The organism is Algoriphagus yeomjeoni, from assembly GCF_003259505.1.
GTDB classification, from domain to species: Bacteria; Bacteroidota; Bacteroidia; order Cytophagales; family Cyclobacteriaceae; genus Algoriphagus; species Algoriphagus yeomjeoni.
Genome location: NZ_QLLK01000015.1, coordinates 46,421 through 63,114, shown reverse-complemented (window position 1 = coordinate 63,114; position 16,694 = coordinate 46,421). Strand labels below are relative to the sequence as shown.

16 protein-coding genes are annotated in these 16,694 nt (G+C 39.6%); 5 read left to right on the top strand and 11 right to left on the bottom strand.

The window, feature by feature from the left end; translation table 11 throughout:
• Nucleotides 1–9: 9 nt before the first annotated feature.
• The 9 genes from LV83_RS21440 to LV83_RS19175 form a co-directional block, all read right to left on the bottom strand.
• On the bottom strand, nt 10–165 hold the full coding sequence (locus LV83_RS21440; protein WP_158530630.1) for a DUF5908 family protein: 156 nt from the start codon (nt 163–165) through the stop codon (nt 10–12).
• A gap of 4 nt (nt 166–169) precedes the next feature.
• Nucleotides 170–640 carry a phage tail protein gene (locus LV83_RS19210; RefSeq protein WP_111613190.1) on the bottom strand — a complete coding sequence of 157 codons (471 nt, stop codon included), beginning with the start codon at nt 638–640 and terminating at the stop codon, nt 170–172.
• A gap of 3 nt (nt 641–643) precedes the next feature.
• A complete protein-coding gene (locus LV83_RS19205) occupies nt 644–1,078 on the bottom strand; it encodes a phage tail protein (RefSeq protein WP_111320708.1) in 435 nt (144 codons plus the stop codon).
• Nucleotides 1,079–1,118: 40 nt separating this feature from the next.
• Entirely contained in the window at nt 1,119–2,585 is a 1,467-nt protein-coding gene (locus LV83_RS19200; RefSeq protein WP_111613189.1) for a phage tail sheath family protein, read from the bottom strand.
• A 26-nt stretch (nt 2,586–2,611) separates the two neighbouring features.
• Complete coding sequence (locus LV83_RS19195; RefSeq protein ID WP_111613188.1) at nt 2,612–4,351, bottom strand: phage tail sheath family protein; 1,740 nt, start codon at nt 4,349–4,351, stop codon at nt 2,612–2,614.
• Between the two features lie 14 nt (nt 4,352–4,365).
• On the bottom strand, nt 4,366–5,493 hold the full coding sequence (locus tag LV83_RS19190; RefSeq protein WP_111613187.1) for a hypothetical protein: 1,128 nt from the start codon (nt 5,491–5,493) through the stop codon (nt 4,366–4,368).
• Nucleotides 5,490–6,098: a DUF4255 domain-containing protein gene (locus LV83_RS19185; protein WP_111613186.1), complete on the bottom strand. Its 609-nt coding sequence runs from the start codon at nt 6,096–6,098 to the stop codon at nt 5,490–5,492. The genes LV83_RS19190 and LV83_RS19185 overlap by 4 nt, the downstream gene beginning before the upstream one ends.
• Nucleotides 6,099–6,342: 244 nt before the next feature.
• Nucleotides 6,343–7,722, bottom strand: a complete 1,380-nt coding sequence (locus LV83_RS19180; protein ID WP_111613185.1) for a hypothetical protein — start codon at nt 7,720–7,722, stop codon at nt 6,343–6,345.
• A 123-nt stretch (nt 7,723–7,845) separates the two neighbouring features.
• Nucleotides 7,846–9,144: a hypothetical protein gene (locus tag LV83_RS19175; protein ID WP_146613766.1), complete on the bottom strand. Its 1,299-nt coding sequence runs from the start codon at nt 9,142–9,144 to the stop codon at nt 7,846–7,848.
• Between the two features lie 173 nt (nt 9,145–9,317).
• Here LV83_RS19175 and rbfA point away from each other — a divergent pair, with 173 nt between their 5' ends.
• The 4 genes from rbfA to LV83_RS19155 all read left to right on the top strand — a co-directional run bounded on the left by rbfA (nt 9,318) and on the right by LV83_RS19155 (nt 13,925).
• On the top strand, nt 9,318–9,704 hold the full coding sequence (gene rbfA / locus LV83_RS19170) for a 30S ribosome-binding factor RbfA (RefSeq protein WP_111613183.1): 387 nt from the start codon (nt 9,318–9,320) through the stop codon (nt 9,702–9,704).
• Nucleotides 9,705–9,715: 11 nt separating this feature from the next.
• Nucleotides 9,716–10,942 carry an FtsX-like permease family protein gene (locus LV83_RS19165; RefSeq protein ID WP_211320508.1) on the top strand — a complete coding sequence of 409 codons (1,227 nt, stop codon included), beginning with the start codon at nt 9,716–9,718 and terminating at the stop codon, nt 10,940–10,942.
• 346 nt (nt 10,943–11,288) lie between these two features.
• Nucleotides 11,289–11,888, top strand: a complete 600-nt coding sequence (locus LV83_RS19160) for a hypothetical protein (protein ID WP_111613181.1) — start codon at nt 11,289–11,291, stop codon at nt 11,886–11,888.
• A 249-nt stretch (nt 11,889–12,137) separates the two neighbouring features.
• On the top strand, nt 12,138–13,925 hold the full coding sequence (locus LV83_RS19155) for an ABC transporter ATP-binding protein (RefSeq protein ID WP_111613180.1): 1,788 nt from the start codon (nt 12,138–12,140) through the stop codon (nt 13,923–13,925).
• Here LV83_RS19155 and LV83_RS19150 read toward each other — a convergent pair.
• Both LV83_RS19150 and LV83_RS19145 read right to left on the bottom strand, forming a co-directional pair.
• Nucleotides 13,922–14,593 (bottom strand): class I SAM-dependent methyltransferase, encoded by a 672-nt coding sequence (locus LV83_RS19150; protein WP_111613179.1) that lies wholly within the window; start codon nt 14,591–14,593, stop codon nt 13,922–13,924. The genes LV83_RS19155 and LV83_RS19150 overlap by 4 nt on opposite strands.
• Before the next feature lie 255 nt (nt 14,594–14,848).
• Nucleotides 14,849–15,763, bottom strand: a complete 915-nt coding sequence (locus LV83_RS19145; protein ID WP_111613178.1) for a universal stress protein — start codon at nt 15,761–15,763, stop codon at nt 14,849–14,851.
• A 104-nt stretch (nt 15,764–15,867) separates the two neighbouring features.
• Here LV83_RS19145 and LV83_RS19140 point away from each other — a divergent pair, with 104 nt between their 5' ends.
• Complete coding sequence (locus LV83_RS19140; RefSeq protein WP_111613177.1) at nt 15,868–16,404, top strand: 2'-5' RNA ligase family protein; 537 nt, start codon at nt 15,868–15,870, stop codon at nt 16,402–16,404.
• Nucleotides 16,405–16,694: the final 290 nt, after the last annotated feature.

Genomic DNA, 16,694 nt, shown 5'->3' with positions numbered 1-16,694 from the left:
AGCTAAGTTTTAGCGTTCGTTTTTTTCTTTAATTAATCGGCTTAATTCTCGAATTCCGTCCATGACAGCACCTGTATCCGGAAGTTTGTTTCCCTTACCCGTAGGCTTGCTTTCAGCTGCATCTACAGTGGTACGAATGATTAGTTCTCTGATTTCTATGGGCATTTTCCTATGGTAAAAGGTCGTCTGGACTAATTCTCCTATAGTATTGGTAGGCGAATTCTATGTTTTCGATCATGATAGAATTCTCCATGGCATTGAATCCCTCGACTGACCATTTCACTGGCCAGGCATTGACAAAATTCCAAGCCTGAAGGGGGACTTTTTCCGGGCTCAAGAGAATCACAGTAATATCCTGCGTTTCAAACTGGAAGCCTTCAACACTGTCCTTGAACCATTTTGCGATTTGAGAACTGATAGCCATCCCTCTTTTTAGAACCAGATTAGGATATGCAATTGGGTTGGGCATCCTATGCTTGAATCGATTTTCTCCGCCTTCGGCATATTCCTCAACTCCTATCTCTACGCTTAATCCAGATACCTCTTGGAATCCTATATCAGGCAAGGCAGGGTATTTTAGCAAAAGCCCCTCAAACCTTACTAGAAAGTGAAACCCGGTTGGTGGATGAAATAGCGCCATGATTTATGGGGTTTCTATTGCCAATCCTTCATGGCAAAGTTCGATTGTTTCTATCGCCACTTCGTTTCCAGTAGAATTCAATGAAGGTCCTTCCACTTTGCATGGCCAAGCTTCTTTGACCTTCCAAACCATCACAGGTTCATGTTCTTCATTAAGCAAGCTGATGGTGAGGTCTCTACGTTCAATGTTGTTCATTTTCACTGTATTGAGCCATTGGAAAAATTCATTGTCAGCTCTGAAAACGCCTCTTTTGAGTGTGATATTGGAATATTGAGGAATCCCCGGCATTTTGCTCACATGGTATTCGAGTGAGCTGCCTTCACGATAGTCTATGCTTTGTAGCTCCACAGTGAGGCCTGATACTTCTGTGAAACCTATGCGAGATCCGCCCCATTCTACCTGAAAATGAAATACGGAAACTGGATATGCTACTGCCATAATATTTTGATTTTAAGTTTGCTGTAGATGAAATGTTAGGTTAGGATTCCTGAAGCTTATGAGAGAATTTCAGGATGATAAATTCGGCAGGCCGCACTGCTGCCATTCCGATTTCGATAATGAGTCGTCCTTCGAGAATATCCTGAGCAGACATCGTCTGACCGAGTCCCACTCTTACAAAAAATGCTTCTTCAGGTTTGGCTCCTGCCAATGCTCCGTCACGCCAGAGTTTAGAAAGGAAATTCTCAATCATGGTTTTGGCTCGGAGCCATGTATTGGCATCATTTGGCTCGAAGACCACGAATTCAGTCGCTTTTTTCACTGATTCTTCCACAAAAATGTAGAGTCTTCGGACGGGTACATAGCGCCATTCATTATCATTTCCTGCCAAAGTTCTTGCTCCCCAGACCAGCGTTCCTTTTCCTGTGAAAGTGCGGATTGCATTGATGGATTTGCCTGATGTAGCATCTACATTAAGGTCTGCTTGCTGATCATGGGAAACTTTGCGTGATGGGCCGATTACTGTTCGTACATCCACATTTGCTGGGGCTTTCCAAACACCACGTTGGCGGTCCACTCGTGCATAGATGCCCGCAACGGCCCCTGATGGAGGTAAAGTGATGTATTGTTTTTTGATCTCAGCCATAATTCCTCTAAAAAGGCTAGGATCACTGGTTTCAAGTGTTTCCAAGTTGAGTGTATCAGAAACCCCTGCTTCCGTAAGTGTGCCTCCAGAAGGAAAGTTATTGGTATGGGTAATCGTTTGATCACTTAGAGAGTAAGCGTAATTCAGAGATGTACTCAAGTTTGGATAATATGCCGCTCCATATTTTAGATTGGCCATTCCTATTCCATTATTTCTGAAGTTCTGTGCATCAGCAAATGGGTCAGCCGTGACATCCTTTACATCAATAATTACAAATCGATCTTTCAAAATGTCACATTGAGAAAGTGCTGCATCATAAATGTCTTTATAAACTGAGCCTACTGTCTCTGGCAAGACTGCAGGAATTACATCTGGGAACACTAATAAAGTTGGTTCGTCGATTGCTTTGATTGCTTCAAGACCTCCCAAAATACTCGCTGGAGTAGCAGAATCCCCTTTGACAGGTACATTGTCATAATCATTGACTGACACGATGTAACATGGTCCACCACCGTTGGAAAAATAGATCTGCATGCTGTAATAAAGCTTGTAAGGGCTAGGTGTGGCAGGGGGAGTAGCAGTGATTTTTCTCGTTGCTAATTTCTCTCCTGAACCTTTAGCCGCGTCATAGCTGTCCACCACCGAAATCGTGAAAGTCTCTGGGTTTCCTTTACCAAAAATCCCTTCGAATTCCAGTATGTTGGTTATACGAGTCGGTACTCCCCGAACGTCCTCGCCGTTTTTTTCAGCTAAATCAGTATGACCGATAAACGCGGGAATTGCTGTTTCCACTGATGCTACAGACGCTGGTAAGGTGGAAATTTCTTCTATATAAACGCCTGGTGTAGATTGAATTGACATGGCTAAATTTTTTAAAATGAAATGGATTAAGATTCCTGAAGTTTATGAGAGAATTTCAGGATGATGAATTCTGCCGGTCTCACTGCCGCCATACCGATTTCTACAATTAGTCGACCTTCCAGAATATCCAGCGGAGTCATTGTTTTGCCCAAGCCTATTCGTACAAAAAATGCTTCTTCAGCTTTGGCACCAGCTAAGGCTCCATCGCGCCATAGATTGCTCAGGAAGTTCTCTATCATGGTTTTTACCCGGAGCCAGGTATTGGCATCGTTAGGTTCAAAGACCACGAATTCAGTTGCCTTTTTAACAGATTCCTCCACGAAAATATAAAGTCTGCGAACTGGGATATAGCGCCACTCGTTGTCATTTCCGGCGAGCGTTCTAGCTCCCCATACCAAGTTTCCTTTGCCTTGGAAAAAGCGAATAGCGTTTATTGATTTGCCGGAAGTAGGATCCACATTCAGTAACCCTTGATCTTCAGCGCTCACCGAAATAACAGGCTTTATTACTCCTCTCACATCGACATTTGCCGGTGCTTTCCATACTCCACGCTGCCGATCAACCCGTGCACAAATACCTGCCATCGATGCAGATGGATAGAGTTCCATTTTTTTGGATTGCAGCTTTGCTACAATGGTATTATAAAGAGTCTTGTCTGGTGCTTGCCAGGAGAAAGTACCAGCGCCGGACACCACTGCTCCTCCATCGCCATTGTCGTCATAAGTTAATACGATTGATGCTCCTGCTATTCCTGGAGTTGTTGCTACTAATGTGAGTGTCGAGGTAGAAGGTGTGCGCGATGCTGTAAATAGTGGATCTGCTGCTGCATTAATAGCATTAAGCAGCGCATCAGCGGTATTTATATCTGTAGCACCTGGAGTAAATGTTGTACCTGCAGTGTATGCTGTACTTCCGATAGTAATAATATCCCCATCAATATTTGCAGTATTATTTATGCGGATGGTGGCAGTTGCAAAGGCATCACCAGCCCCAACAGCATTAAGCCTTTTATTGTGAAATGGTCCTAAACCCGCTCCACCTCTATTATCTGAAATAGTCAGTTTGGATTCGGAATAATACTTATAAAGTGAAGTTTTAAGCGAAGGATAATATGCTGCAGCATATTTCAGATCGCTGCTTCCTACTTCGTCCCGGAATGAATCACCATCATCTTTTACACTTTGTGTTCCGTAATGCAAAGCATCCATAAGGGCAAATCTGTCTTGGAGTTTGGAGCACTGAGCGATTAATGTGTCGTGTATAGTTTTGCGATCTGTAGGACTCAGAATCACAGCCTCGGGCACTACCAAAAGTGTCGGCTCATCTTCCTCTTCCAAAGCGTTGATTCCAGCAATCAACTCTCCTGGATCAATGGAGGTGGGAGCTGGATTTGGTCCAGCTACGAATCCGCCTACAGGAACTATGTAACATGGACCACCGCCATTATTGAAATACATGTAGACTTGGTAAGTCATTCGGTATGGAGAAAAATTCGTCGGGTCAGTTATTTCTACTACCGTCGATCCGTCAGCTGCTTCTGTCAAAGTCACGCCGTAATCTTCTGCATAGGATTCACCGAAAATCTTCTTGTATTCCAAATAGGAACTGACTCGAACAGGCTGATTTGCCGGTAAAGTCTCACCATTTTTTTCGCGAGTAGCGGTATAGCCTACGAATGCTGGGATCGCTGTCGCGACTGGTGCAATGGAGGCGGGAAGGGTTGATATTTCCTGAACATAAACCCCGGGGGTTTTAAAGTCTGCCATATTCGGATAGTTTGCTAGATGAATACATATATTTCTGAGTTAGCCTCTCCACCACTTTGCTTAGTCGGAGCGGATCGGGAAGGATTTGGAAGATTTGGTATTAGAATCTGATTTCCAGGTGTTCTTCTAAGCTGAAAATTGAGTTTTGGGATTTCGAAGTATGGAATCTTATTCTGCGAGCGAAAAACCACTGTATCCAAATTGTTAATTTTGACTTCAGCACTCGGACTAGTTCCAATTTGATCAAACGTATAAGAGCCATAGGGAACGCTTCCTACATTACCTAAGTCCTGGATTCTCAGCTGGGTGGTCACTAGATCTACCTTTTTATTACCATTGACGACGTAATAAGTCCAGCGGCTTTCCTTTCTTGAAAAGGAAACTTGATAAAATTCGGTAGCCCCATAAAGATGATTCGGTGTCGCTTGGAAACGCAGTTCAATCAGGCCAAATGGCTGCGAGGATGAAGATTCACCAAGCCAATACTTTTTGGACCACAAGTCATCGGTGTCTCCGGAATTTCGCAGTGTGAATGTGTAAACACCTTCTCTTCTTCCTTTGAGATCAAAAAGAATTCTAAAAAGACCATTTTGATCTGGCATCATTTCATATCCGTCAGGCAATGGATTGCCCGTAGAATCTTTTCCAGCAGACACTATTTCTCCTGCTGCATTTCTGACCTTGATCCGAACTGAAGCTGGGGTTGGGTCTAGTGTGAGCTGCAGAGAAAATGCTTTTGGCCGAAGCCCATCTAATAATTGATAGGACAGTTCCTCTGGATTTTCGCTTGCCGTGGAGGCATTTACCGGAGTATTTCGAAAAAAGGGAAGCTTGCCAGCTTGAAATTCTTCTGAACCGTTATCCAAGTCAGTTACTTGAAGAAAGGCGGCTGGATTTTCAGGTTTGAAAAAGAAGAAAAATGATTGCGGTAGTGTTACAGGAGTTAGTGGCGTAATTTCATCCTCTTCGGCTCTATAGAGTAAGACTATTCCGCCAGGTGTTTTTCTGAACAGAATTTTGCCATTTTTCATCAATTGCGCGGTTTCAGGTGAAGGCATGAGAATCATGTCTTTGGCCAAGCCATCGCGGTAAAAGTCATGGCGAAGCGCTACTTCGCCGAGGCGTGTGTAGATGATGCTCATGATTTATGAAGTGTATCGAGATGAATTTTTTCAATAGGATCGCCGCTTTCCTGAATTGCGTTTTCCTGAATTTTCAAGGTCTTAACTTTATATAAGACGGAGGGCAGATATTTTGCCCCTACTACAGTCCAGAAGTTATAGAGCTGCTCAAAAGAATAACTGTATAGCTCTACTACAATTTTTGAAAGCTCAGGATCGAAGTTTGCCAAGCCTGGACTGTTTTCTTTGGTAAATACATTCTTGGATTGGAAAAAAGCGATGGCGTATCCCAATTGCTTGAGCCCTTCCACATAATCATCCGAGGAATCGTTTAATTTTTTGTTCTGGAAATTCGCGGTGATCAACACATACAGATTCAGTTGAATCTCTGGGTTTCGCTTTTCAGTCTTACCTACAGCATTGATATAGGTGCTTCGCTGCTCTTTAATCGTGCGTTCTTCTTCTATATTTATTAGTGACAGACCAAGGCTTTGATCTGGAATAGCGAGCCCAGATTCATTAGTGACACTGGAGAGATAAATTCTATTCCCCATCGTATCGCCTACCTTAAGTTTGATAAAGGCGTTCAATTCTGCAGTCAAAAATTCCAGTGTAGAATGAATCATATCGCTAGAAAAAATAATGTGAAAAAGATGGTTAAAAACCTTTGTCAAGGTATTGAACCTAGCTCGAAATTGACAGGAAATTATATAGCTGAATTATGCAATAATTAAGAATTAAAAAATTACAATTAGCTGAAAATCATTTGATTAGTTTAAAAATATCTTTAATTAATGACATTACTCTATCTTAAAAATCAAGAAAGTTTTGATCGTTTCAAAAGATTCATTTGATTGGTAGCTTTGGAAATTAGGAAATTTGGCTATTCACCTTTGCGCTGATCCAGCTATCATATCGAATTAATTCAGAGGAGGCAGGTCTCCACTCCAAGCCTTCAATTTCATTTTGAAGATCACTAAGAATTGGATCATTGACCAGGTCTATTAAACAAGCTTTAAAAAGTGATTTTTGTAATTTTGAAAAAACTTGAAATGCCAATTGAATGCGTATAAGTTTCTTGCATTTATATCTTGAAATTAATTTCCTAAAGTTTTCAATTTTATATTCTAACCAGTCTTGATCATTTTGATCGAAAAGGATCATTATTTCCAGCATTTTTGAACCCAAATAATAGTCAGAATTATTCTTCAGGTATTTCTGGCAAGAATGAATTTCTTTCAATGCAGTTTTAAAATTGCCTTGTTTGAATTGAATATAGGCTTCTAGATATCTCCATTTTTTATCTTGATCGGAATCCAATTTCATCAAATTATTACGGAGGATTTGCTGTGCTTCGTCAATCTTATTTAAATGAAATAAGGCATACCAATGGTTTAGGGAGTATCTAAGTTTATTTTCAATTGAAAATTTACTTGGGTTTACTGAGTATATACACTCCTCCAATACTTCGGTATACTCCCGCTTAGCAAGAAGTATAGAAGTCTTCGTTAATAGTAACTCATCTTTTGTTCGGGATTCGTTATTTTGATTCAAATCCAATTCTGCCTCATTTACCTGAGAAAGGGCGTTTTCATAATCCTTGTGTTGTATTGATCGATTAATATCATCTAGAATTAACCAGGATTTTCGGTTATAATTAAGTTGACGGATCATCGTCTTTAAGTGCTCATTTTTTGACTCCGTTTGATCTTCTGGATTTTTATAGTTTTCCTTGATTAATAATTGCAAATGGCTTTTGATCGCAATTTCAAGTTCAGGAAGGTCATTATTATTCAATACCTCGCAAATCCCAAATCGCGCGGCGATACTGTAAATAGTCAGAACCAAGTCGTGAAAGCCGTTCTTTATAGCCATTTTTAGCCCTCGTTCTAATAATTTAGAACCTTCAGTCCGTATGCCTCTAGCCAGAATAAGCTCGCTTTTCAAAAGTAATTCTGAGCATTCGATATGAAGCTGATTTTCCTTTTTTATACAAGTTGGCTTAAGCAGTAGAAAAAGTTCTTCAAACTCATCTTTCACTCGTTTCTTGAGTTGAAAATAGGCTGGACCTTCCGGCTTTTTGTAGATTTTTTGAGAATACTCTGTATCGCTAAGCCCAGGTTGGTTCACAAAGAGTTTCATGAGCATCAATTTCTTTGAGCTTGGTGGGTTTTTGATTTTAGCAAACTCTACCAACTGGGTTTTTTCTGGTAATGTACATGCTTCTAACAATTGGTTGATAGATTCCATAAAAAAGTATTAAAGGCATAAAAAAGGGACGATTAGGCCTAAAGTACTATTTATTTATCTGATAATCAAATGATTAAAATATAAGTTCTCTTTCCAACCTTGGTGTCTAAAACAAGGGAAACCCTATTTTATCAAAGTAAATACACCTTTAGAAGTCTTGTTGTATTGGCTCTCCAATGCTGGAAATTGCTTCAGTAATTTCTCAAAATCGCCATTAGGGTCGAGCACTTTTGTAGGTAGCTGCTTTTGAAGCATTTGAAAAAGCCTTGCCTTTTCTCTTAAATCCCGATCTTGATCAAGATACAGCTTACTCAAGCGATAATTTAGAAATGGACCACCGATTCTGGCGTCAAGGTAAGGGGCGAGATCGTCTCCCATTACTAGGATAGCATCAGAATATCTAGCTTCATTTTGCCCTACAAAATATTCCGAATCTGCGATTTTTTGATTCCAATACCATATTCCAGTAGCTGGAAGACCTATAACCAAAAGGTAAAATGTAATCTTGACAATGATTTCCTTTTTGATAGTTAGGAAGAACTGAGTAATCAGGTAAGTCAGCCCGGGAATCAAAATCACTAATTGATATGCCGCCTGCTTTTTGATGATGAAAAATTCTGCTGCTGAAAACAGCAGCCAGATTAGGATAAGTTGCCTTTGCTTTTGCTGGTTGATAGTTGACCCACGTAATACTGTGGCTATAAAATAACCTACCACAGCTAAGGAAAGAGGAAATATTCCAAGAATCAGCCAATCTATGAGGGATTGATATTCATACTTTTCCGATAGAAAAGTGAGAGGCCAGATTTGGATAGCTTCTTCCAATCCATCGTTCCAAAAATAAAACACTGTAATCAACAAAATTGGCAGAAAATACCCAACTAAAGAGAGCATCAACTGCCGGAAGGAAAAGCTACTGATGGCAATTCCAGTGAATATCATGTAGGGCAAAAAAAGGATATAATTTGGCTGGAAGCCTGTGGCCAATCCAGCATAAATTCCAATTAACAAGGTAGATTCACTTGTGTCTTTTTGCAATACGGTTTGCGAAAAAAGCTGTCCAAGAGCAAGTATTAAAAATGTGCTACCCAATAATGCCGGGCTAAGACTCAATAGGTCAAAAGAAAAATGGAAAAGAGCAGCCATGACGATAGCTGGCAGATAGGTATTGATGTCAAAAGCCCTGAACTTGATCAAAATAGAATTCCAATAAAGGATCTGGAAGGAAATTAAAAGTCTTCCTACCACTTCATAAGCGAAAAGGCTACGGCCAAACAGTAAATCCATAATGGTGAAAAACCCCGCCGAAAGAGGACCGTTGTCATCTATGATGTCTTGATATAAATAATAACCTTGCCCTAAGCGCTCTCCAAGCAGCATCCACATTAATTGTGGATTGGTAATAGGGAAAGGATTTAGCATCAAATAGACGAATGTCAGCAGTAGAACGTATATTCCTATGCCAATTAGCCTGAAGGGATCATTTAATTTGAAAAAGCTGAACAAGGTGAATTTGAGAAGAGTGTTAGGTTGGTTTTGCCCGAAATTAAAGCTTGCCCAACTATTTCGCTAAATTTGTACCACAAATACTTCATATGGAAAGTAAAAGACAACAAAAATACGCCAAGCTGATACAAAAAGAGCTTGGAGATATATTTCAAAAAGAATCAAAACACCTAGTCGGACGTGCTATGGTGACGATTACTCGTGTAATGATGAGCCCTGATTTGGGCTTGGCAAAAGTTTACCTGAGCTTTTTATTAGCTGATCCAGAAGCAACATTTAATCTGATCAATGAGCACAAAAAGGAAATCAGGCACCAATTAGCCAAGAGAATTGGAAAATCAGTTCGGGTAATTCCTGAAATCGCATTTTTCCCGGATGATTCGGCTGCCTATGCTCAACACATGGACAAGGTGATTTCTAATCTTGCCATTCCGCCAGCACCTCCTGAGGAAGAGGATCAAGAAGAAGAGGATTAATCTAGCTATCGTTGAATCTCAGTTTTTTCATAGCCTCCAGATATTTTCGCAGTAAAAAGAAGCGAAACTTCATCACCATTTTGTCCAGGATTTCTATGATAGGAGTCGCAGTGGGCACCATGGCCTTGGTGATTGTGATGTCTGTATTCAATGGCTTGGAAGATTTGATTCGTGGTATTTTTGCCAGCTTCGATGCGGAGTTGAAAATTGAGGCGGCCGTTGGGAAAAGTTTTATGACCAACGAAGAATGGTTGGATAGTATCAAAACCTTGGAAGGCGTAGCAATTCTAACGGAGGTCATTGAGGACAATGTCTTGCTTGATTACAATGGCAATCAGATGGTTGGCAGAATAAAGGGAGTATCGGATAACTTTCTGGATCAGGAAAGATTCGCCAGAGGCTACTTTTGGGGAGATACTACACTAGGTACTGAACTTAACCCTGCAGCAATTCTCGGGAGAGGTGTAGGATTTTTTCTGTCAGTCAATCTGGAAAATGTCAATGTGCCTTTGAAAATCTATTATCCTAAAGCACCTAGAAGCGCAGCAACCATCGATCCCTCTCAGTTTTATGAAACTGCCTTCTTGGACCCAGTTGCCTATTTTAGCATTGATAGACAGTTTGACGATGAATATGTGATAGCGCCACTTTCTTTTGTGAGGAAGCTGCTAAAATACGGTGATAAAAGAACTTCACTTGAAGTGAAAGTTGCTGAAGGATACTCTATTGCTGAAGTCCACAAAACGCTGAAGGCACATTTAGGAGAAGGCTTTCTTGTGAAAAATGCAGATGAGCAACATGCCGGTTTGATTCGGACTGTTCAGATGGAAAAGCTATTTGTCTTTCTCACTCTTACCTTTATTCTGGCGATAGCCTCCTTCAATATTTTCTTCTCCCTTAGTATGTTGGCAATTGAAAAAAAGAAAGACATTGCTGTGCTGAAAGCTATGGGAGCACCCGAGAAATTAATAAGAAGAATATTCTTGAAGCAGGGCGCTATGATTGCTTTTAGTGGTGCTGTGATTGGGCTTGTGCTTGGATATTTGGTTTGCTTTCTTCAAGAGACATTTGGGTTGGTATCTCTTGGTATTTCATCAGCAGTAGTAGATGCATATCCTGTCAAAATGATCTGGAGTGACTTTTTCTGGATCAGCATAGCGATGATTGGGATCACGTTTTTAGCTTCTTCAAGACCAGCCTGGATTGCTTCTCAAGTAGATACCGTCAAGGAAATTTAAATTCTTTGGCTATGCAGATGGATCATTTTTCCCAAATTTGAATTCTGTATAAAAGTTGGAATTTTGTAGAGTCAAACCCTTTTTTAGTTTATGAATAAATAGCACCTCTCTGACAACCACAATCTCAGGCAAAAGAACCAGTCAATTTTTTCTGAGTACAACCATTTCAAAAATTATTTTAAAAAATCAAAATCAATATTTTTTATAATACGCTGCAAATCAATGTTTAGCAGCAAATTTGTTCTGAGGCCTTTGGTATACTTCTAAAAAATGGCCTTAAATTGTGAGCTAGGCATGTTTATTGAAAAAACACGCAATTCACCCTAGTTTGTAAATTACTTCCCAAATGAAAAGAATACTCTCCCTATTCCTTATCATAATTTTCTTTATTGCTCTCCCTTCATTCACATTTGCTCAAGAAGCTTCCGAAGATAAAGGATCCCTTGAATCCGGCACGATTGATAGTCAATTTGAATATATCTACAATGTGTCAAATAATTTCCAAGAATATAAGGTTGTAAAGCGGTCAAATTTGGATCAGCTCAAAGCTAATATTCTTGATTCTATGAGTACCATGAGAACCGAGGTTGGCGATCTAAAACTATTGATTGTCAATGAGAAAGACTCAATTAATAATTTGAAAGCAATTTTGGCAACCGCTGAAGCTGAGAAGTTAGCTGCAATTGCTGAAAAAGATAATTTTTCATTTCTGGGAATGGGAATCCACAAAGGGGTTTATTCTTCTTTGATGTGGATTCTGGTGGCAGTATTGGCAGGAGCGCTTGCTATTTTTTCTTTTCAATATTTCACCAGCTTCAGAAAAATCAAAAAGGCACAGAAGGATTTGGCGGAAGTTCAGGAAGAATTTGAAAATCATCGAAAGAATATGCTTGAACGTGAGCGTAAACTAAAGCGGGAATTGGTTGATGCGCAATTGGGCAGATAGTTGCCTCATTCCACAGCAGCAGCTATTTATTCTCATATCATTTCAAAAGCAATAAGAAACTTATTCAGTAGCCTAGGCTGATTTTGGTCAGTTTTTTCCGTTCTAGTATTTAGGATAGCTAAGGTGAAAGTGGAGCCCGATTATTAAATTGATTTAGTAGTCTAAGTTGATTGTCAAAGCTTTCACTTTTACTGAGGAAATCCTTACAAAAAAGCCTTAAGTTTGTGCCCTCAATACCAAAATTAACGGATGGCTAAGAAAAGAGGAACTGCTTTGGAAGAGAGTGAGAAGAGGAAGTTGAATAAGCAGAATTTAAGTAAACTGGGAGGCATTTTTCAGTTTTTGATTCCGTATAAAGGAACCTTCTTTCTAGGATTGATTTTCCTTGTATTTTCCTCACTTACGCTGCTCACCTTTCCTTTTGTAGCTGGCAAGCTTATCGACACCGCGCAAGGCACTGACTGGATTGTAAGCGACATCAATTCGATCGCTTTAATTTTAGTTGGGATTCTTGCTGTGCAAAGTATCTTTTCTTTTTTTAGAGTTTGGCTTTTTGCCTTAGTCTCTGAGAAGTCTATGCGGGATATCCGGCTTGCACTATACTCTAGAATGGTACGCCTTCCGATGACATTTTTTGATAAGCGCAGGACAGGAGAATTGATCAGCCGAATTACTTCTGATGTCAGTATGCTTCAGGACACTTTCTCTGTTACGCTTGCGGAGCTTTTTCGACAGGTTGTGACGCTTATTGCTGGAGTGATTTTCCTTATGGTGAATACGCCAAAATTAACCTTATTCATGCTAGCTACTTTCCCCGTTTTGGTGGTGATAGCTATGGTTTTTGGAAAATTTATCCGAAGGCTTTCCAAAAGTACCCAAGATGAATTAGCTGCTGCGAATGTGATAGTGGAGGAAACGCTACAGTCTATCAGTACAGTTAAATCATTTGTTGGTGAAGCGTTCGAGTCAGCTCGATATGGTACTGGATTGAACAGAGTAGTGGGTGTTGCTTTGCGTGCTGCTAAATACCGTGGAGCATTTATTTCCTTTATCATTTTCGCTTTGTTTGGTGGTATAGTAGCGGTGATGTGGTACGGCGCTAGCTTGGTCAGTTCCGGTGAAATGAGTGTAGGTGAGCTAGTCTCTTTTGTACTGTACACTACATTTATAGGCGGATCTATAGCTGGATTGGGAGATATTTATGGGCAGGTACAGAAAGCCATAGGTTCCTCAGAGCGGGTTTTGGAAATATTAGACGAAGAGCCGGAATCAATTGCAGGGCAAAAAGCGGATAATTTCCAAGGTAAAATTTCCTTTGATCAGGTTGGATTTCATTATCCGACCCGACCAGAAATGGAAGTGCTGAAAGATCTGACTTTCTATGTCAACCCAGGTGAAAAAGTTGCATTGGCAGGTCACTCCGGTGCAGGAAAATCTACGATTATTCAATTGCTCATGCGCTTCTATGATGTGCAGAAAGGGGCAATTAAAGTAGATGATCGTCAATTGAGTGAGTGGGATTTGCAAAACCTTAGATCCCATGTGGGAATGGTGCCCCAAGAAGTTCTGCTATTTGGCGGGTCGATACGTGAGAACATCGAGTATGCCAAGCCTGGAGCGACTGAAGAAGAAATTATAATGGCTTCTAAGAAAGCTAATGCCTGGCAGTTTATTTCTCAATTCCCTGAAGGGCTAGATACTTTGGTAGGAGAGCGAGGGATCAAGCTTTCTGGTGGCCAAAGACAGCGTGTTGCAATTGCTCGGGCTATATTGAAAAATCCATCCATTCTGATTTTGGACGAAGCTACATCTTCTTTGGATGCGGAATCAGAGCACTTGGTGCAGGAAGCATTAGATGAGTTGATGAAAGGAAGAACTACCATTATCATTGCTCATAGGCTCGCTACTATTCGCAAGGTGGATAGGATATATGTACTAAGCGATGGTGAAATAGTCGAGCAAGGCAATCACGTCGATCTGCTCACTAGAGAAGATGGGTTTTATGCCAACTTGGTTCGTTTACAATTTGCAGATTAACCCAAGTTGTGGGCGCATATTGATTTGATCATGCCCATGAATTTTTCTTGATAGATTTTAGACTCTGGGAAAAGTTGCTGCATTTCTTTTTGATCGAGTAAGCGAATTTCCTCCAAGTATTGCTTTGCGTGCGTTGGGTCCCATTTCTGAAGCCTACTCACTTTTGTTTTTGTAAGTAAAAAATAAAGCAACTTATGCGGTAAATATTGGGCAAAAGGGATTGCGTAATGCGCTTCTATTGGGAATTTCCTATTTGGTGTTTGGATAAAATACTTTTTACCCACGCGCATGATTTCATTCGCCATTTTTTGCTGATTCTCCCAAGTATACAAGTGTTCAATTACAGAGTTGGAAAAGACAAGGTCAAAGCTGTTTTCGGCAAACTCAGGCATACTTGTAGCATCACCAACGACGGATTTTATTTTAGGATGAGTGGTGTCTTCTTTGCCTAGGTTGAGAAGTGTGATTTCAATATTTGGCAGAGAAGGAAGGCTGCTGGTATCCCAGAAATACGAAGCTCCACCTACATCAAGAACGCGAATTGGATCGTTTTTGGAAAAATTCCGAAAGAATAAATCTTCAAAATCTTTTTGTCTTTGGTTTCTAAATTTGGCTCCCAAAGAATTGGGATTGTCGGAAGGTGAAAAGAAATTCGAAATAAAACTCATGCGTTGCCCTTAGGCGATTCAGCTAACAAATAATCACAAAAGTAATCAGCCTGCGGGATTCTTCGCTCAATTTTAAGATTGAAATGAATTTTGAGTAAAATCTAGGTTTATTAATTCAAATCTAAAAAGCTAATAAACTCGATTTTAAGTCTGTTAAGAAGTTTTTCTATCCTAACCTAGAGCTTCAAAAAAAAGCCCTCCAATATAATATGGAGGGCAAAGGTGATCAGGTATGTATTTTCTCAGTAAACTTCACTAGATTTTAAACAGCGCTTCAAAGAAGCCCATTGTTTCACCTTTTTTCTTGAAGATCAACATGGGCAAGCGGTTATTAACCAAAACTAGTTTCTCGGCTACACTACCAAGCAGGATTGCGGCTGACTTAGTTTTTCCTCTTGATCCTAGCAGTATCATATCGGCATCAATTTTCTCTGCCTCCTCTAATAAGGCCTTACCTTGACCTTCTCCGTTGTTCAAAATGAATTTACACTCAAGTTCTTTGTGGTTGAACTTTTGGATAAATCGTCTAAAGTCCCGTCGGGCATTTTCTTTCATAATGTCCGCAAATTCTTCAAAGGATTTTCCTGTTTTTGAATATCCATGAGGGACTTCATATAGATGGACAGGAATTAATTCTGCACCTAATTCTTCAGAGATTCTTTCACCAAAATCATAGATCAAATCAGTGTGATCAGAGAAGTCCGACGGAATCATTATTTTCTTTGGCAGTCCAGGATTTCTACCTTCCTGTAAAAGTAAGACTGAACAAGGAGCTTTTTTGGCAATCCCTTTGGCAAGAGAGCCTGTTCCTTGCAGTTCTTCTTTTCTACCCATAATAATTAAGTCTACATCCTTGATCTTAGCCCATCTTAGCAGAGTTTCTAGTTGGTTTGTGCCTTCTTCTGCAAAAACTTCGATATCCATCGATTCAGGAAAATCAAACTCCTCTAATTTCGTCTTGATCAAAGCCTCGATAGACTCATCGCCTGGAGCTAATAATTCTGGATGGTCTTTAAGGATTTCATCAGGAACTGCTAGGTTTTTGGAGACATGCACAAAATAGCATTTATCTATTCCTAAGAATTTTAGGAAAACTATCGTTTTTTTGATCAGGATGTCATCCATCTCGGTTAGATCAAGGCCAATCATAGCCTTATAAAAATACTTCATAGTTGTTTGGTGTTTATTCCCCTTAATTTAAAACTTTGATCCAGTTAATCGAATAGTTTTTCTGTTTTTACTTGATGAAATCCTTTTCAAGGTAATTTAGCGGGATGAAACTATTGCAAAAATATTTTTTGGCTATCGTGCCTGAAGGTGAGTTTGAAGAACGGGTAACAAATCTAAAGTTGGAGATCAAGCATCGCTTCCAAGCAAAATACGCTTTGAAATCTCCGCCCCATATTACAGTTAAAATGCCCTTTACCTACAATGAGGCAAAGGAAGAGAAGCTAATAGAGAGACTAAAAGGCTTTTTAGGCGATTATAAGCCAATGACCCTAACTATAAAAGGAGTGAAAACATTTGGGGAGCGGGTCATCTACCTAGATGTCCATGCCGACCAAGATCTATATGATTTTCAAAATGACTTAAAAAACTTTTGTAAAAGGGAATTAAATCTAGTGGATGAGCTGAGTGATCGAAATTATCACCCGCATATGACCGTAGCTTTTAAGGATATTAAGAAAGCTCAGTTTCAGAATATTCTTCACTTTGTGGCTGAAAGAAGACTGGTTCAGAAAATAGACGTTTCTAATATAATACTTTTAAAAAGAGTAGATAGGGTGTGGAAGTTGTATAAAAAACTATAAAAAGAGGCTCATTTTTATTTGTTGTTACTCATTTTAGCGAAATACAGATAAAAACTGAATTTTTTTTAATTCTCATTAAAACAAAATATATTTTGCGAAATAGATATAGTTCAAAATATTATTCTTTTTGAATTTTTTTTAAAATTTATCTTCTCAGATTAAATTGGAGGTTTTCTCAGTAAACTAATTGATTAAAAGAATTTTGTTTGGATAATTAGTCCAAAAAGAATTTTAGTGCATTAGGCCGTATTAATCATTTAGGTATAAAAGAATCAAATTCAGAATTTTTT